The following is a 17,107-nucleotide window of genomic DNA, read 5'->3' as shown; positions in this document are numbered from 1 at the left end:
TTGAATTTAAATGATTGGTTAAAGGGTTCTTGCCGCTTCCAAGACCTCGTCGGCGTGGCCATCGACGCGGACATTGCGCCAGATCCGGGCGATCCTGCCGTCGGCGCCAAGCAGCATCGTGGTACGAAGAACTCCCAGGAAGCTCTTGCCATACATGGACTTTTCGCCCCAGGCGCCGTAGGCCTCCAGCATCGCGTGCGTCTCGTCCGAGATCAGGGGCACGTCGAGACCGTGCTTGTCGCGGAATTTATCCTGAGCCTTGACCGGATCGGCGGAGATACCGAGCACGGCGGTGCCAGCCGTGGCGAAGGCGCCGGTCAGCCGGGTGAAATCGATGGCTTCCCTGGTGCAGCCCGGCGTATCGGCGCGGGGATAGAAGAACAGGACCAGCTTCTGGCCGGTATAATCCGACAGCGCGACGACACCGCCACCGTCGCGGGGCAGGCGGAAGGCGGGAGCATCCTGACCCTCGGCCAGGCCGGCCTTCGTCGCCTTTTCGGGTGCGGGTGCCGATTTGGAAGAATTTAACCGTTTCGATGCGGCCTTATGCGATGCTGTCTTTGCTATGGTCCCAGTTGATTTGCTCGCCGGTGTCCGCTGTGTTTTCGCGGACTTGGTTTGAGTCGCAGCCCGCGCTTTCACGGGCGTCTTTTTAGCCGTCGGACTGCCGGAGGGCGCTTTGGACGATTTCTTTTGGGATTTCTTGGACATACGCCTTCCTTTCGTCGCTTTCGGCGGGTCAACCAAAGCGGTATTGCAGCCCTTTTCCGCTATGCCGGAATCGTGCCCTCGGCAGGGCGAGTCTGACGACGCCGGAGTCTGGTTACAAGGAATTCCACGCACCACCCCACTGCTCGTTGAACGCGCTCCCGGGGCGACATGACGAACAGAAGGAATATTCGAGGTATGGCGGCAATGCCGGCGCGGGAAGCTTCGCTTCCCGTCGACGGCTGCGGCCCCGGCGGCGCTCAATCCCACGACGGGCGCCTGTATCGAGAGGCAATGGCAAGGAATACGTCGCCCCAGGATTACAATCGGGATTTGGATCGGCGCGGCAGCCAAACAGAGTCGCAGCAATGGGACGACGCCGATTGGGATCCGGATCAGGAAGCGGCGGCGGGCTATCGGGCGCGCCGGCTGTTGTCGCGTTCCAATTCGGGCTTCCATCGCTTCGCTGACGGGTTTGGGCCGCTGCGCCGCTGGCTGGGCGGCGGTCGCTGGCTGAAGCGCGTGGCCGTGGTCGTCGGTGCCCTGATCGTCATCTTCGTCGGCTGTTTCGGCGCGCTGTGGTGGCGACTCGGCGCCGGTCCCATCAATCTCGACATTGCGACGCCGTGGCTCGCCGCCGCGATCGAGGACAATATCGGTCACGGCAACACCGTGGAGGTCGGCGGCACGCAGATCGAACGGGCCGGGCGGATCCGCATTGCCGTGCGCATCCGCGATATCGTCGTGCGCGACCACGATCACGTCATTGTCGCCACCGCACCGAAGGCCGAGGTGAAGCTGTCGGGTGCGGGCCTGCTGATGGGGCATCTGCGCGCAGAAAGCCTCAACCTCGTCGATGCCGAGCTCGCGATCCGGATCGCGCCTGACGGCACCGTTACGGTGTCGGCTGGCGACACCGCAAAGCCGCTCGCAACCGGCGTCGCCTCCAAGAAGGACGCGGGGCTGCCGCCGACTTTCCCGCGCAACGGTGTGCCACCGCCGCCGTTCGCCACCGAGCCTGCGACCCCCGACGCATCGCAAGCCGCGCCCCAGGCCGCGGCCCCGACTGGCATTCTTCAGGGCCTCGACTGGCTCGACAGTCTGAGCATGACCGGCCTCGACGGCCAGAACCTCAACGAGATCGGCCTGAAGAACGGCAATCTGATCGTCGACGATCAGCAGCGCGGCAGCAAATGGACGTTTGAGAACATCACGCTCAGCCTGCGCCGACCGAGCCGTGGCGGCGTCGCGCTCAGCCTCGGCGAGGAGGGCCCGCGTCCGTGGTCGTTGCGCGCCACGATCGGCCCCGCCGAGAACGGCGTGCGCTCGGTCGATATCCGCGCCGACAAGGTCTCGACCGCCAACATCCTGCTGGCGCTGCGGGTGAAGGACCTCACCTACACCGCCGACCTGCCGCTGACCGGCGAGCTCAAGGGCGAGCTCGGCCGCGACGGCGTGCCGACCTTCTTTCGCGGCAAGATCGCGGTCGGCGCGGGCAACATCATCGACACCGATACGCCCGACTATCCGATGGCGATCGACTCGGCTGAGATCAATGTCGAGTGGGACGCCAATCGGCGGGTGCTGGTCGCTCCCTTCAAGGTCCTCTCGGGCGCGAACCGTCTGACGCTTCTGGCTCATGTCGAGCCGCCCAACGGTACCGTCAATGACTGGCAGCTGGGTTTCAGCGGCGGTTCGATCCTGCTCGGCGGCATCGACAACGAGCCGCCGCTGGTCTTCAACCGTATTGCGATCGGCTTCCGTTTCGACACCGACCACAAGAGGCTGCTGTTGACGCAGGCTGATATCTCCAACGGGGAGATCGGCGTCGCCGGCACCGGTGCCATCGACTATTCGGGCGAGCCGCGGCTGACACTGGGTTTTGCGGGAACGCCGATGTCGGCCTCCGCGCTCAAGCGGATGTGGCCGACGCTTGTCGTTCCCGAGTTGCGCGAATGGGTGATCGAGCGGATCGAGCGTGGAACGCTCCAGCGCATCGAGATCGGCGTTAATTCACCGACGAAGAATCTTCCGCGCAAGGGCCCGCCCATTCCCGACGACGGCCTGTCGGTCAATATCGTAGCGAGCGGTGTCACGGTTCGCCCCGTGGATGGCTTGCCGGTGGTGCACGATGCCGATTTGAAGGCACGCGTGACCGGTCGCACCGCGACGGTGAATATCGGGCAGGGCATTGCCGATACGCCAGCAGGCCGCAAGGTCACGATTTCCGACTTTGTCTTCGAGGTGCCCGATATGGCGCCCAAGCCTTCGCCGTCGCGGACCAGGTTCCGTGTCGAAGGCCCGGTGCCTGCGGCCGCCGAAATGCTTTCCAACGATCGCCTGAGCGATCTGTCGTCGACCGTCATCGATCCCAATACGAGCAAGGGGACGTTCTCGGCGAACGTCCAGCTTGGGTTGCCGGTCAAGGGCGAGCTGACCAAAGCCGACACCACCTACAGCGTTACCGCCGATCTCAACGGTTTTGGTGCCGACAAGCTCGTGATGAACCAGAAGCTGGAGGCCAACAACCTCAAGATCGTCGCGAGCAACCAGGGCTACCAGGTCAAGGGCGACGTCAAGATCAACGGGCAGGCGGCCTCGCTCGACTACCGCAAACCGGCCGAGGGCGACGCGGACGTCAAATTGCAGACCACGCTCGACGATGCGAGCCGCGCGCGCCTCGGATTTGACTTGGGTCCCGCCGTCAGCGGATCGGTGCCGATCAAGCTGTCGGGCAAGATCGCAGGGGGGCCCGACCAGACGACGAAGCTCGGCATCGAGGCCGACCTGACCTCCGTCAAGCTCGACAACATCCTGCCCGGCTGGGTCAAGCTGCCGGGCAGAGCGGGCAAGGCCAGCTTCAAGGTGGTGCCGACGGCGCAATCGACGCGTCTGGAGGAGATCGTCATCGAAGGCGGCGGCGCCTCGATCAAGGGGTCGCTCGAGGTCGATGCCAACGGCGATCTCATGAACGCGAACTTCCCGACCTATGCGCCGTCAGACGGCGACAAGGCGTCGCTGAAGGTGGAGCGCAGCCAGGAGGGCGTGGTCAAGGGCACGATGCGCGGCGACGTATTCGACGGCCGCGGCTTCCTGAAATCGGCGATTTCAGGCAATTCCAAGGACGACGCCAAGAGCAAGACGAAGAACGTCGATTTCGACATGGACGTGAAGCTCGGCGCCGTCATGGGTTTCAACGGCGAGGCGATGCGCAGCGTCGAAGCCAAGATGTCGCGGCGCAACGGTGCGGTCAAAGCCTTCACGCTGAGCGGCAGGATCGGAAAAGACACGCCCGTGGCCGCCGACCTGCGCGGCGGCCGCGCCCAGGGCAACCGCGAGGTCATCTATCTCCAGACCAGCGATGCCGGCAACTTCCTGCGCTTCACAGACACCACCAACAAGGTCTACGGCGGCCAGATGGTGGTGGCCATGGAGCCGCCGACGTCAGAGCCTACGACACGGGAAGGCCTGATCAATGTGCGCGACTTCTCGGTCAAGGGAATGGATCAACTCGATCGCGTCGCGGCGGGCGCTCCCAACGGTGCGCAGAGCGGCGTGGCCTTCACGGCGTTGCGTGCGGAGTTCACGCGGCAGAACGGCGCGCTCACGATCCGCGACGGCGTGGTCAAGGGGCCGATGATCGGCGCCACCATCGAGGGCTCAATCGACTTTCCCGGCAATCAGGTCTGCATGAGCGGCACCTTCGTGCCGATGTATGGCGTCAACAACATCTTCGGCCAGATACCGCTGTTCGGTATCTTCCTCGGCGGCGGCAACAATGAAGGGTTGATCGGCGTGACCTACGAGGTCGTCGGCACGCCCGCCGCGCCGGTGATGCGCGTCAATCCGATTTCGGCGATGGCGCCGGGTCTATTCCGCAAGATCTTCGAATTCAACACCGGCAAACAGAACTCGCCGTTCGAGGAATTCCCGTCGCAGTCGAACGATGGCTCGAGCGGATCGACGCGTCAGCTATCAAGCGGCTGCACCCTCGCGCGGCGATAGCGGCGAGCAGCTGTCTCCGGCGTCATGGCCGGGCTTGTCCCGGCCATCCACGCCTTGTCCCGCGGCGTCAAGGACGTGGATGCCCGGGACAAGCCCGGGCATGACGAGATCATTGTGAGCATTCCGGCCGCCTACGCCGCGCGCACGCCGGCCAGGAAGGTCCCGACTTCGCCGGAGAGCTGCTCGGCCTGCTTGGAGAGGTTCGAGGCCGCGGCGAGCACCATGCCCGCGGCATTGCCGGTCTCGTTCGCTGCCGTGCTGACGCCACCGATATTGGTGGTGACTTCCTGGGTCGCCTCAGCCGTCTGCGAGACACTGCGGGCGATCTCGGCGGTGGCGGCGCCTTGCTCCTCGATCGCAGCGCCGATCGACGTGGCGATCCGGCTGACCTCCTCGATGGTGGCGGTGATGCCGCCGATGGCGTCCACCGCTTCCTTGGTCGCGCCCTGGATCTGGGCGATCTTTTCGCCGATCTCGCGGGTGGCTTCCGCGGTCTGGCTCGCCAGCGACTTCACCTCGGAGGCGACAACGGCGAAGCCGCGGCCGGCTTCGCCGGCGCGTGCGGCCTCGATGGTGGCGTTGAGCGCGAGCAGATTGGTCTGCGCCGCGATGCTGGAGATCAGCTCGGCGACATGCTCGATCTGCTGGGCGCCATCGGAGAGCGCGCGCACGATGGTGTCGGTGCGGCGTGCGCTGTCCACGGCGCGGCCGGTGACCACGGCGGACTGCGCGACCTGACGGCTGATCTCGGTGATGGAGGAGGAGAGCTCCTCGGCGGCGGCGGCGACCGTCTGCACGCGCTGGCTGGCTTCCGTGGCGGCCGAGCCGACGACGGCGGCGCGGCGGTTGGTGCCTTCCGCGGTCGACGACATCGACTTGGCGGTGACCTCCAGCTCGCCGGAGCCCGAGGCCATCAGGCCGACGAGCTGGCCGACCGAGGCATCGAACCGGTCGGCGAGCGAGATCAGCGCGTCACGCTTCTCCTGTTCGCTGCGGGTCTTGGTGGCGACCTGCTCGGCCTCCAGCTTGCGCGCCGTCAGCGCGGTCTGCCTGAGCACTTCGAGGGTCTCGGCCATGCGGCCGATCTCGTCGCCGCGACCGGTCTCCTCGACCGCCGCGTCGATCGCGCCTTCGGAAATGGCCTGCATGCGGTTCTTCTGGCGGTCGAGCGCGCCGAGCACGTCGCGGGCAATCAGCCAGGACAGTGTCGCCATCAGCAGCATCAGGCCGATGCCGATCGCACCCAATTCCAGCGTCAAGGCTCGCACGTCGGCGTCGATGTCGTCGACATAGAGGCCGTAGCTGATCGTCGCGTTCCAGGGCGCGAATTTGCGCGCGAACACGGTCTTGCGGACGGGCTCCGTCTGGCCGGGGCGGGGATAGAGATACGAGGTTACGCCGCCCTGTGCGGTCTCAGCGCCGGCCTTGATAATAGCGTCGGCGATCAGGACGCCATTGGAGTCCTTTGCGCCGGTAATCTTGCCTTCGAGCTGCTGGTTGGCGCCGTTGACGATGAGGGACGTATCGGCGTTGTAGACCACCGGATAGCCTTGGCCGCCATTGAAGCTCATGCGGCGGCCGCGCAGATGGAACTGGGCCTTCGCTTCGGCCTGCGTCAGTTTGCCGGCGCCGACCTCCTCCTCAAGTGATTGGGCGAGGTTGTGGAGCATATCGACCGCGGTCCGCATCTGCTGGACGCGGTCCTCCAGCATGCGGCTCTTGCTGAGCACGGACGACACCCCGATGATGGCCGTGACCGTGAGCGCCGAGAGACAGACCATGCTGGCGAGCTTGGTGCGGATCTTGAGGTGACTCAGCAGCTTCATCACGGCCTCGACGGAATGGTTATTGTTGCTCGCGTCGGTAGCATGAAATTCTTACCAATCATGAATGGACGCGTGCGACGGGCTGCCGCGCAAGCGGCGTCCGCGAGCTGCATGCGCAGACATCCATGCGGAAATGCGCCGCGTGGGCGCATGGCTCGTCAAGTCGGAGAAAATTGTGTGGGTCTTTAGTCGCGATCGAATGCGATGGGAGCGGACATGAACCGATTCGTTCATCGCCTCATCATGTCGATGCTGCTCGTCGCGGTCCTCGTCCTGGTCTGGAACGTGCTGGGCTCGCGCTGAGATGGCACCCGTAAATATACTGGTGCCATCCCTTTATTCACGAATCAATTGCTGACGCCTCAGCGCCGCGCGAGCGCGCCGCCGGTTGTGCCGCTAGTCCTTGCCCATCGCCGCATCGGCGCTGACCGAGCCGCCGCCGGCTGCCGAGAGATAGAGGCAGGCGAAGCAGAACAGGATCGCCGCGGTGCCACCATTGAGCAGCGGCAGGAACACCGGCGTCTCGCCCTTGAACATGTGGCCCATGAAATAGGCGAAGGCCATCTCACCCGAGAGGATGAACGCCGCGAGGCGGGTGAACAGGCCGATCATCAGCAGCGCGCCAAGCACGAGCTCAAGCGTACCGGCTGCGTAGATGATCGGCGGGATGTTTGCGAAGTAGGGAAGCACCGGAAACTTGAACAGCTTGGCGATGCCGTACTGGAGCAACAGGAGTCCAGTCATAAAGCGAAACAGGCTCAAGAGAACGGGTTGAAAGCGAACGAGATAGGGAAAGTTCATTGGTTTGTGCCCTCCATCCAATGCGCGACTTGGACCGTATTCGGTTCCGAGCCGCAAGCCACCCCAGCTCAATTTGAGCTGACATTTTTGTCATGTCGGACAAAACACCGCAGCCGAGACTTTCAGCCGCGTGCGATCCGCATTTTTTGCATCTATTCGCGCCGCGCCCATCCGTAATTTCCCGGTGACGCGAATGCGCCCAAGTTACCTGCGGGAGACCTATCGCCGCAAGGCGGGCACGACCAGGAACGGGATCATCCCGAGCACCACGCTCCCAAGCGCGAAGGCGAGCAGCGCGTTGTAGCCATGCGTCGCGTCATGGATCAGGCCGCCGCTCCAGGAGCCGAACGCCGAGCCGAGCCCGCTGCCGATCGAGATGGTGCCGTAGATGGTGCCGACGCGCTTGCCCCCGAAGATCTTCATTGCGGTCGCCGTGATCAGCGGTCCACGTGAGCCCATCATGCTGCCGAAGCAGACCACGAATCCGGTGAGCAGGAGGATGTTCGGATCGTACTGCAACAGCCACAGCAGGAAGATGCCGAGAATCGAGATCGCGTAGCTGAGCAGCACGGATGGCCGGCGTCCGATCAGGCCGTCGAGCGCTGATACCCCTAGCATGCCGAACACCAGCACGACGCCGGAGAAGCCCCAGGCGGTGGCGGCCTGCAGCGGTGGAAAGCCGGCATCGATCAGATAGGCCACGATCTGTGCGGCGATCGCATACATGCCGACGGCGGTGAAGAAGAATGTCGAGAACAGCGCCCAAAAGGCGTGATGGCGCATCGCGCTCGGAAGGGTCCAGCCGTGATCGACGAAATGCGGATCGGTCTTCTTGGCGATACGCGGCGACCCCGAGGCGAACAGCCGCCATGGCAGCAGCATGAGCGGCACCAGGAGGCCGAGCGCAGCGAAGCCGAACAGCTGGTAGGTCTCGCGCCAGCCGAGATGATCGATCAAAAGCTGCGAGGCCGGCAGCAGCGCCAGCACGCCGCCACCCATGGCCGAGTAGACCACCGCCATCGCGGTCGGCAGCTTCGGGCCGAACCAGCGGCCCAGCAGGATCGAGTTCGGCACATTGCCGATGAAGGCGACGCCGATGCCGACGCAGAGTCCGATCGAGAGCTGGAACTGCCAGAGTGACTGCGCGTGGCTTGCGATCAGGAAGGCCGAGCCGAGCAGCAAGAGGCCGAGGGCATAGACGATGCGTGGGCCGGAATGATCGAACAGGCGTCCGACCAACGGCGCCATCAGTCCGCTGACGAGCCAGGTCAGCGAATAGATCGAGACCACCTGGGCGCGATCCCAGCCGAAGTTTTCCGAGATCGGCTTCAGGAAGACGGTAAAGCTTTCGCTGAGGCCGCGGCCGAGCACGGCGAGTGTGAAGCAGAGCGCGAGCACCACGAGCGCGGTGCGCACGACGCCCTGCGGCGTCGCCGTGACGCCTTCCCTGGTCGCTTGCTTGGACTGTTCCTCGAGCGTGTTCTGGTCCATTGCCAATCAGGGAGCGCGCTTCAGCGCCCCCTGACAAGCAGCGAAAAGCTCATACGCCTATGCAGGCCTGAGCAGGATGTGCTTCTTCTTGCCGAACGACAGCTTGACCACGCCTTCCGGCGTCAGGTCGGCCGCCGACAACGCCATCTTCTCGTCGGTGACGGGCTCGTCGTTGACGCGCAGGCCGCCACTCTTGATCTGGCGCCGTGCTTCGCCGTTGGAGGCAACGAGACCCGCCTTGACGAAGGCGTTGAGCACGCCGAGGCCGGCGTCGAACTCGCCGCGCGGAATTTCCACGGTCGGCAGGCTCTCGGCCAGCGCGCCTTCCTCGAAGGTGCGGCGCGCGGTCTCGGCCGCCTCGTTCGCTGCGTCGCGACCATGCAAGAGCGCGGTCGCCTCGGTGGCGAGCACCTTCTTGGCCTCGTTGATCTCGGAGCCTCCGAGCGCCTCGAGCTTCCTGATCTCGCTCATTGGCAGCGTCGTGAACAGCTTCAGGAATTTGCCGACGTCGGCGTCTTCGGTGTTGCGCCAGTACTGCCAGAAATCATACGGCGAGAACTGGTCGGCGTTGAGCCAGACCGCGCCTTGCGCGGTCTTGCCCATCTTGGCGCCCGACGCCGTGGTCAGCAGCGGCGTGGTCAGCGCAAACAGTTGATGGGTGCCCATGCGGCGGCCGAGATCGACGCCCATGATGATGTTGCCCCACTGGTCGGAGCCGCCCATCTGCAAGTTGCAGCCGGTCCGCCTGGCGAGTTCGACATAGTCATAGGCCTGGCAGATCATGTAGTTGAACTCGATGAAGCTCATCTCCTGCTCGCGCTCGAGGCGGAGCCGCACGGAGTCCATGGTCAGCATGCGGTTGACCGAGAAGTGCCGGCCGACGTCGCGCAGCATTTCGATGTAGTTGAGCTTTGTCAGCCACTCGGCATTGTCGAGCATGATGGCGTCACTCTTGCCGTCGCCATAGCGCAGCACTTTTGCGAACACGCCTCGGATCGATTCCTTGTTGGCCTCGATCTCGGCGACGGAGCGGATTGCGCGCGTCTCGTCCTTGCCGGAGGGATCGCCGACCATGGTGGTGCCGCCGCCCATCAGGGTGATCGGCTTGTTGCCGGACTCCTGCAGCCAGTGCAGCATCATCATGGTCAGGTAATTGCCGATGTGCAGCGAGCGAGCGGTGCAATCGTAACCGACATAGCCGGTCACCTCGCCCTTGGCGGCGAGTGCGTCCAGCCCCTCGAAATCGGAGCACTGATGGACGAATCCACGTTCCTGCAGCGTATTGAGGAAATCCGATTTGAATGCAGTCATTTGTCGGCGCGCCTGACAATTCTTGGTTTACTGTTTTGGGAGCAATTTAAGGGTCTTCCGTGGGAACTCGGTTGCCGCCCGCCACTTTGGCCTGTGGCATTATAAGATGTGTCCCTCTGGCACAAGATCGGCATGCCGGAGGGGGCTCTTGAGGACGCTGATCCATGATGTTGACGGCACTCGGCTTGATGAGCGGCACCTCGCTGGACGGGGTGGATGTCGCGCTGATCGAAACCGACGGAAAGCAGGTGAAGGCGTTCGGGCCGTCCGGCTATCGGCCCTATAGCCCGGCGGAGCGCAACCTGCTGCGCCAGGCGCTGAGCGAGGCCGTGCAGCTGTCGCAACGCGATGCCCGGCCGGGAGTTCTGGCCGAGGCCGAACGCGCGGTGACGCTCGCGCATGCCGAGGCGGTGGCCGCTTTCGTTGCCCAGAACCGGATGAAACCGGAAGACATCGACATCGTCGGCTTCCACGGCCAAACCGTGCTGCATCGCCCCGAGAAGCGGCTGACGGTGCAGATCGGCGATGCGCCGGCGCTGGCCAGGGCAATCCATATCCCCGTGATGCATGATTTCCGCGCCGCCGACGTCGAGGCCGGCGGGCAGGGCGCGCCATTCGTGCCGGTTTACCACCGGGCGCTCGTCCATTCGCTGGAGCGCGAAGGGCCGATCGTTGTCGTCAATATCGGCGGCGTCTCCAACATCACCTATATCGACGGCAACGACACGCTGATTGCCTGCGATACCGGGCCCGGCAACGCGCTGCTCGACGATTTCATGTACCGCACCATGAATCAGGCGTTCGACGCGGACGGAAAGTTCGCAGCCCTTGGCAAGGCGGACGAAGCCTGGATCGCGCGAGCGCTGGAGCTGCCGTTCTTCGCAAGCCCGCCGCCGAAATCGCTCGATCGCAACGATTTTGCCGCCCTGAAGCTCGGCGAGGTGCAGCCGGCCGACGGCGCCGCGACTCTCACCGCCTTCACCGCGGCGGCGATCGCCCGCATCATCCCGCTGCTGCCTCGCAGGCCGCGGAGCTGGATCGTCTGCGGCGGCGGCGCGCGCAACCGGACCATGCTCCAGATGCTGCGGGAGCGCGTCGGGTCCGCCACGGTCGAGGCCGCCGAGACAGTCGGCTGGGCCTCCGACGCCATCGAGGCGCAGGCCTTCGGCTTCCTCGCCGCGCGCGGCCTGAAGGGACTGCCGCTGTCGTATCCCACTACCACGGGCGTGCCGATGCCGATGACGGGCGGGGTGATCGCGCGGCCTTGAGGCCTTAATAGATCGGCGCCGTCCATGCAAATGCATTGAACTTGACGAGTGTATGCAAATGCATTTATGTTGGATGCAGTTGCATCCAACCGCCGGGATCGTTGCCATGACCGCTTCCCTCAAACTGATCAGCCACAAGCTTTGTCCATACGTGCAGCGCGCAGTGATCGCGCTCAAGGAGAAGGGCGTTCCGTTCGAGCGGGTCGACATCGATCTCGCCAACAAGCCCGACTGGTTTCTCAAACTGTCACCGCTTGGCAAGGTGCCGGTGCTGGTCGTGACGAGCGAGAAGGGCGAGGTCGCTTTGTTCGAGAGCAACGTGATCTGCGAATACATCGAGGAGACGCAAGGCGGGGTGAGGCTGCATCCGGCGGATGCCTTGAAGCGTGCCGAGCACCGGGCTTGGATGGAGTTCGGTTCAGCAGTGCTCGGCGACCTCTGGGGCCTGGAGACCACGACCGATCCGGCGACGTTCGAGAGCAAGCGCCAGGCGCTCGTGGCGAAATTTGCGCGGGTCGAAGCGGCGCTCGGTGCCGGTCCTTATTTTGCTGGCGAAGCGTTCAGTCTGGTCGACGCCGTGTTCGCTCCCGTCTTCCGCTATTTCGATCTGTTCGACGAGCTGACTGAGCACGGCATTTTCCGCGATGTGCCGAAGGTCCGGGCGTGGCGCGCCGAGCTGGCGAAGCGTCCGAGCGTCCGCACTGCCGTGGGCGCGGACTATTCGCAATTGCTGCGCGCCTTCCTCGTGCGCCACGACGCACATCTGCTCAAGCTTGCGGCCTGAGCCCACGCCGATGTCGCAATCCATGGCCTGGCTGATGCTGGTGATCGCCGGCCTCCTCGACGTCGGCTGGGCGATCTCGATGAAATATGCGGAGGGCTACACGCGCGCTGGCTGGAGCGTCGTTTCGCTCGTGCTGCTCGTAGCCTTCGTTGTCCTGCTCGGGCGCGCCTTGAAGGTGCTCGAGGTCGGCGTCGCCTATTCGGTCTGGACCGGCATCGGCGCCGCCGGCACCTTCGTCATGGGCGTCGCGCTGTTCGGCGAGGCCCTGAGCGCGATGAAACTTGCGGGCAGCGCGCTCGTCTTGATGGGAATCGTCGCGCTCAAGCTGGCTTGAGCGGTGCCGCCCCTTAGCGCACGTTGGCGAGGCGCATGTCGAGATAGGCGGTGATGGTTTCCATCAGCGGCTCGAGCTTGGCGTCGAAGAAATGGTTCGCGCCGGGGATGACCTGCTGGTCGATCACGATGCCCTTCTGGGTCTTCAGCTTCTCGACCAGTGTGTTGACGTCCTTGGGCGGCACCACCGCGTCCTTCTCGCCATGCACGATCAGGCCCGAGGACGGGCAGGGCGCGAGGAACGAGAAGTCGTAGAGGTTGGCGGGTGGCGCGATCGAGATGAAGCCCTCGACTTCGGGGCGGCGCATCAGCAACTGCATGCCGATCCAGGCGCCGAAGGAGAAGCCGGCAACCCAGCAGGCGCGCGCTTCGGGATTGATGGTCTGCGCCCAGTCGAGTGCCGCGGCCGCGTCCGACAATTCGCCGGTGCCGTGGTCGAACGAACCCTGGCTGCGGCCGACGCCGCGGAAATTGAATCGCAGCACCGAGAAGCCGCGATGCGCGAACGCATAGTAGCACTGGTAGATGATCTGATGATTCATCGTGCCGTGGAACTGCGGATGCGGATGCAGGACCATCGCGATCGGCGCGTTCTTCTGCTTGGCCGGATGGTAGCGGCCTTCGAGACGGCCGGCGGGGCCGGTGAAAATAACTTCAGGCATGATGATCTCTTGATTGATCCCTTGAAGACGCTCTTCAACAATCAACCGATTGTGCGGATTTCATCGGCTGCTGGGCCGATCAAGCCGCGAATGGAAGGGTGGAGCGGCGCCCTCGGATGATGCGCGAGCGGCGCGCGGCGAACTGACGCGCGCGTTCTAACATGAGGCGAGGGTCAAAAAGCAAGCATCTTGAACATCCCGCAATCGGCTCAAGACGTTAGCGTGTCATGGCCGTCATCGCGCGATGGCGATTGGGAATCGAGATTGCCAAGTGCTCCCTGCGGGCCCATGTCGGGTACCAGCGGGCGAAGCAGCCTGACTCATGGTAATATAATACGTCATGCCGAGCCGTGTTTATCTCGACTGGAACGCGACCACGCCGCTTCGCCCCGAGGCGCGAAGCGCAATGCTTGCAGCCTACGAGCTGATCGGCAATCCGTCCTCGGTTCATGCCGAGGGGCGGGAGGCACGGCGGCTCGTTGAGGGGGCCCGGTCCACGCTTGCCGAAGCCGTAGGGGCGCTGCCGCGGAATGTCGTGTTCACCTCGGCGGGAACAGAGGCCAACGCGCTGGGGCTGTCGCCGGGCCTTCGGGGCCCGTCTGGCGGACCTGTCGAGCGGCTTCTGGTCTCGGCCGTCGAGCATGCTTCGGTGCTGGCAGGCGGCCGGTTCCCGGCCGATAAGATCCGTCAGATCCGGGTCACGCGCTCTGGCGTGATCGACCTCGACCATTTGAAGGCGCTGCTCGGCGATGGCCCGCCGGCGCTGGTCTCCGTCATGGCCGCCAACAACGAGACGGGCGCGCAGCAGCCTATCGCCGATGCCGCGGGAGTCGTTCACGGGGCGGGCGGCCTCCTGCACGTCGATGCAATCCAGGCGCTTGGAAAAATCCCTTTCGATATCAAGGTGATTGGCGCAGACCTTGTGACCTTTTCTGCGCACAAGATCGGCGGCCCCAAGGGGATCGGCGCGCTGGTTGTGGCCGAGGGCGTGGCCGGACTTGAGCCGTTGCTGCGGGGCGGCGGGCAGGAGCTGAACCGGCGCGCGGGAACCGAGAATGTCGCAGGCATTGCCGGCTTCGGGGCAGCGCTGCGCGTTGCCCTTCAGGCTTTGCCGGAGGATACGGAGAGGATGGCAAGTCTAAGAGATCGCTTGGAAAACGGCATTCGCTCCATGGCCGGCGCAACGGTCTTCTCAGACAACGTTGAGCGGTTGCCTAATACCGTTCTTTTCACGGCCCCTGGCTTGAAGGCCGAGATCGCCGTGATCGGTTTCGACCTCGAAGGTGTCGCAGTGTCCTCGGGATCTGCCTGTTCCTCGGGCAAGGTCCAGCCGTCCCATGTGTTGTCGGCGATGGGGTATGATCCCACCGTCGCCCAGGGAGCGGTGCGTCTCAGTCTGGGCTGGTCCACGGAGCCGGATGACATCAACAGGGCGTTAGAGGCTTGGCGAAAGCTCGGTAATACCCTACTTAAGGGATAAGCGATGAAACACGGCTTGAACGGTTCTAAGCGCGTGCGTCCCGCCAAGAAACATCGTAATAGTCGTCCGAGTTTGATGATCCACCGCGGTCCTTGAAACCGCGAGCGGAGGATAGAATGCCAGCCGTGCAAGAGACGGTCGAGCGCGTGAAGCGCATCGACGTCGATCAGTATCGTTATGGGTTTGAGACCCTGATCGAGTCCGACAAGGCCCCCAAGGGGCTGTCGGAAGAGACCGTCAAGTTCATCTCCGAGAAGAAGAACGAACCCGCCTGGATGCTCCAGTGGCGGCTCGAAGCCTATCGGCGCTGGCTGACCATGACCGAGCCGACCTGGGCGCGCGTCGATTATCCCAAGATCGACTTCCAGGACCTCTATTACTATTCGGCCCCGAAGCCGAAAAAGACGATCACCTCGCTCGACGAGATCGATCCCGAGATCCTGAAGACCTACGAGAAGCTCGGCATCCCCTTGCGGGAAGTCGCCATGCTCGAAGGCGTCGAGCCGAAGCCCGGCGAGGAAGACCCTAACAGGCGCAAGATCGCGGTCGATGCGGTGTTCGATTCGGTCTCGGTTGCGACCACCTTCAAGGCCGAGCTGAAGAAGGCTGGCGTGATCTTCATGCCGATCTCGGAAGCGATCCGCGAGCATCCCGAGCTGGTTCAGAAATATCTGGGCTCGGTGGTGCCGACGTCGGACAATTTCTATGCGACGCTGAACTCGGCGGTGTTTTCGGACGGCTCGTTCGTCTACGTGCCGCCGGGCGTGCGCTGCCCGATGGAACTGTCGACGTACTTCCGTATCAACGAGCGCAACACCGGCCAGTTCGAGCGCACGCTGATCATCGCCGACAAGGGCTCCTACGTCTCCTATCTCGAGGGCTGCACCGCGCCGCAGCGCGACGAGAACCAGCTGCACGCGGCCGTGGTCGAGCTTGTCACGCACGACGACGCCGAGATCAAATATTCGACGGTGCAGAACTGGTACCCGGGCAATTCGGAAGGCAAGGGCGGCATCTACAATTTCGTCACCAAGCGTGGCGATTGCCGCGGCAACAATTCCAAGATCTCCTGGACCCAGGTCGAGACCGGTTCGGCGATCACCTGGAAGTATCCCAGCTGCATCCTGCGGGGCGACAATTCGCGTGGCGAGTTTTATTCGATCGCGATCTCGAACGGCTATCAGCAGGTCGACAGCGGCACCAAGATGATCCATCTCGGCAAGAACACGTCGAGCCGCATCATTTCCAAGGGTATCGCCGCCGGCAAGTCGCAGAACACCTATCGCGGGCTCGTCACGGCGCATCGCAAGGCGACCGGCGCGCGCAACTTCACCGCCTGCGATTCGCTGTTGATCGGCGACAAATGCGGCGCGCACACCGTGCCGTACATCGAAGCCAAGAACTCGTCGGCGACGTTCGAGCACGAGGCCACCACGTCGAAGATCTCCGAGGACGTGCTGTTCTACTGCATCCAGCGCGGCCTCACCCAGGAGGAGGCGGTCGGCCTCGTCGTCAACGGCTTCGTCAAGGACGTGCTGCAGCAACTGCCGATGGAATTCGCGGTGGAAGCGCAGAAGCTGATCTCGATCTCGCTCGAAGGATCGGTCGGCTAGCGCCGACCCTCGCGGCGCGCATCGCGCGCCCCATGCATCATTTGAATAAACTGGACACCAAGATGGCTTTGCTCGAAGTGAAAGACCTCAAGGTTCGTGTCGAGGAACGTGAGATCCTCCACGGGCTGACACTGACCGTGAACGAGGGCGAGATCCACGCGATCATGGGGCCGAACGGCTCCGGCAAGTCGACCCTGTCCCACGTCATTGCCGGCAAGCCGGGCTACGAGGTTACCGACGGCCAGATTCTGTTCAAGGGCGAAGACCTGCTCGAGATGGCCCCGAACGAGCGCGCCGCCAAGGGCGTGTTCCTGGCGTTCCAGTATCCGGTCGAGATTCCCGGCGTCGCCACCATGAATTTCCTGCGCACCGCGCTGAACGCGCAGCGCAAGGCGCGCGGTGAGAGCGAGTATTCGACGCCCGACTTCCTGAAGAAGGTTCGTGAAGTCTCGAAGTCGCTGAATATCCCGCAGGACATGCTCAAGCGTGGCGTCAATGTCGGCTTTTCCGGCGGCGAGAAGAAGCGCAACGAGGTGCTGCAGATGGCGCTGTTCGAGCCGAGCCTGTGCATCCTCGACGAGATGGATTCCGGCCTCGACATCGACGCGCTGCGCATCGCAGCCGACGGCGTCAACGCGCTGCATTCGCCCAAGCGCGCGATGGTCGTGATCACCCACTATCAGCGGCTGCTCAACTACATCGTGCCCGACATCGTGCACGTGATGTCGAAGGGCCGTGTCGTGAAGAGCGGCGGCAAGGAACTGGCGCTGGAGCTGGAAGCGTCGGGCTACGCCCAGTTCGAGGACGCCGCGTAAGGATTGTTTG

13 protein-coding genes are annotated in these 17,107 nt (G+C 63.9%); 7 read left to right on the top strand and 6 right to left on the bottom strand.

Annotated elements, in window-relative coordinates; all coding sequences use genetic code 11:
* Positions 1–18: 18 nt before the first annotated feature.
* Positions 19–711, bottom strand: a complete 693-nt coding sequence (locus AC0L3P_RS05810; RefSeq protein WP_473301256.1) for a peroxiredoxin — start codon at positions 709–711, stop codon at positions 19–21.
* A 204-nt stretch (positions 712–915) separates the two neighbouring features.
* Between AC0L3P_RS05810 and AC0L3P_RS05805 the strand changes: the two genes are divergently transcribed.
* A complete protein-coding gene (locus AC0L3P_RS05805) occupies positions 916–4,713 on the top strand; it encodes a YhdP family protein (RefSeq protein ID WP_354057459.1) in 3,798 nt (1,265 codons plus the stop codon).
* 131 nt (positions 4,714–4,844) lie between these two features.
* Here AC0L3P_RS05805 and AC0L3P_RS05800 read toward each other — a convergent pair whose 3' ends face one another.
* The 4 genes from AC0L3P_RS05800 to tyrS form a co-directional block, all read right to left on the bottom strand.
* Positions 4,845–6,539: a methyl-accepting chemotaxis protein gene (locus tag AC0L3P_RS05800; protein WP_275171920.1), complete on the bottom strand. Its 1,695-nt coding sequence runs from the start codon at positions 6,537–6,539 to the stop codon at positions 4,845–4,847.
* A gap of 396 nt (positions 6,540–6,935) precedes the next feature.
* Positions 6,936–7,340: a DoxX family protein gene (locus AC0L3P_RS05795; RefSeq protein ID WP_275171921.1), complete on the bottom strand. Its 405-nt coding sequence runs from the start codon at positions 7,338–7,340 to the stop codon at positions 6,936–6,938.
* 219 nt (positions 7,341–7,559) lie between these two features.
* Positions 7,560–8,831, bottom strand: a complete 1,272-nt coding sequence (locus AC0L3P_RS05790; protein ID WP_275171922.1) for an MFS transporter — start codon at positions 8,829–8,831, stop codon at positions 7,560–7,562.
* Between the two features lie 57 nt (positions 8,832–8,888).
* Entirely contained in the window at positions 8,889–10,142 is a 1,254-nt protein-coding gene (gene tyrS, locus AC0L3P_RS05785) for a tyrosine--tRNA ligase (protein ID WP_473301255.1), read from the bottom strand.
* A 164-nt stretch (positions 10,143–10,306) separates the two neighbouring features.
* Here tyrS and AC0L3P_RS05780 point away from each other — a divergent pair, with 164 nt between their 5' ends.
* From AC0L3P_RS05780 to AC0L3P_RS05770, 3 genes are all read left to right on the top strand, one after another.
* A complete protein-coding gene (locus AC0L3P_RS05780) occupies positions 10,307–11,410 on the top strand; it encodes an anhydro-N-acetylmuramic acid kinase (protein WP_275171924.1) in 1,104 nt (367 codons plus the stop codon).
* A gap of 106 nt (positions 11,411–11,516) precedes the next feature.
* Complete coding sequence (locus tag AC0L3P_RS05775; RefSeq protein ID WP_275171925.1) at positions 11,517–12,194, top strand: glutathione S-transferase family protein; 678 nt, start codon at positions 11,517–11,519, stop codon at positions 12,192–12,194.
* A 10-nt stretch (positions 12,195–12,204) separates the two neighbouring features.
* Positions 12,205–12,528, top strand: a complete 324-nt coding sequence (locus AC0L3P_RS05770; RefSeq protein ID WP_473301254.1) for a DMT family transporter — start codon at positions 12,205–12,207, stop codon at positions 12,526–12,528.
* Between the two features lie 13 nt (positions 12,529–12,541).
* Here AC0L3P_RS05770 and AC0L3P_RS05765 read toward each other — a convergent pair whose 3' ends face one another.
* A complete protein-coding gene (locus AC0L3P_RS05765; protein ID WP_007591562.1) occupies positions 12,542–13,189 on the bottom strand; it encodes an alpha/beta hydrolase in 648 nt (215 codons plus the stop codon).
* Between the two features lie 340 nt (positions 13,190–13,529).
* On the opposite strand from AC0L3P_RS05765, the gene AC0L3P_RS05760 reads away from it, so the two are divergent.
* The 3 genes from AC0L3P_RS05760 (at position 13,530) to sufC (ending at position 17,097) form a co-directional block, all read left to right on the top strand.
* Positions 13,530–14,669: a cysteine desulfurase family protein gene (locus AC0L3P_RS05760; RefSeq protein WP_473301253.1), complete on the top strand. Its 1,140-nt coding sequence runs from the start codon at positions 13,530–13,532 to the stop codon at positions 14,667–14,669.
* Between the two features lie 116 nt (positions 14,670–14,785).
* Entirely contained in the window at positions 14,786–16,282 is a 1,497-nt protein-coding gene (sufB, locus tag AC0L3P_RS05755; RefSeq protein ID WP_027569858.1) for a Fe-S cluster assembly protein SufB, read from the top strand.
* 62 nt (positions 16,283–16,344) lie between these two features.
* Positions 16,345–17,097, top strand: a complete 753-nt coding sequence (gene sufC / locus AC0L3P_RS05750) for a Fe-S cluster assembly ATPase SufC (RefSeq protein WP_354054809.1) — start codon at positions 16,345–16,347, stop codon at positions 17,095–17,097.
* The last annotated feature ends 10 nt before the right edge of the window (positions 17,098–17,107 follow it).

The organism is Bradyrhizobium sp. WSM4874 (assembly GCF_055811835.1).
The sequence above is the reverse complement of the archived record's forward strand: the minus strand, read 5'-3'. Positions and strand labels throughout refer to the sequence as shown.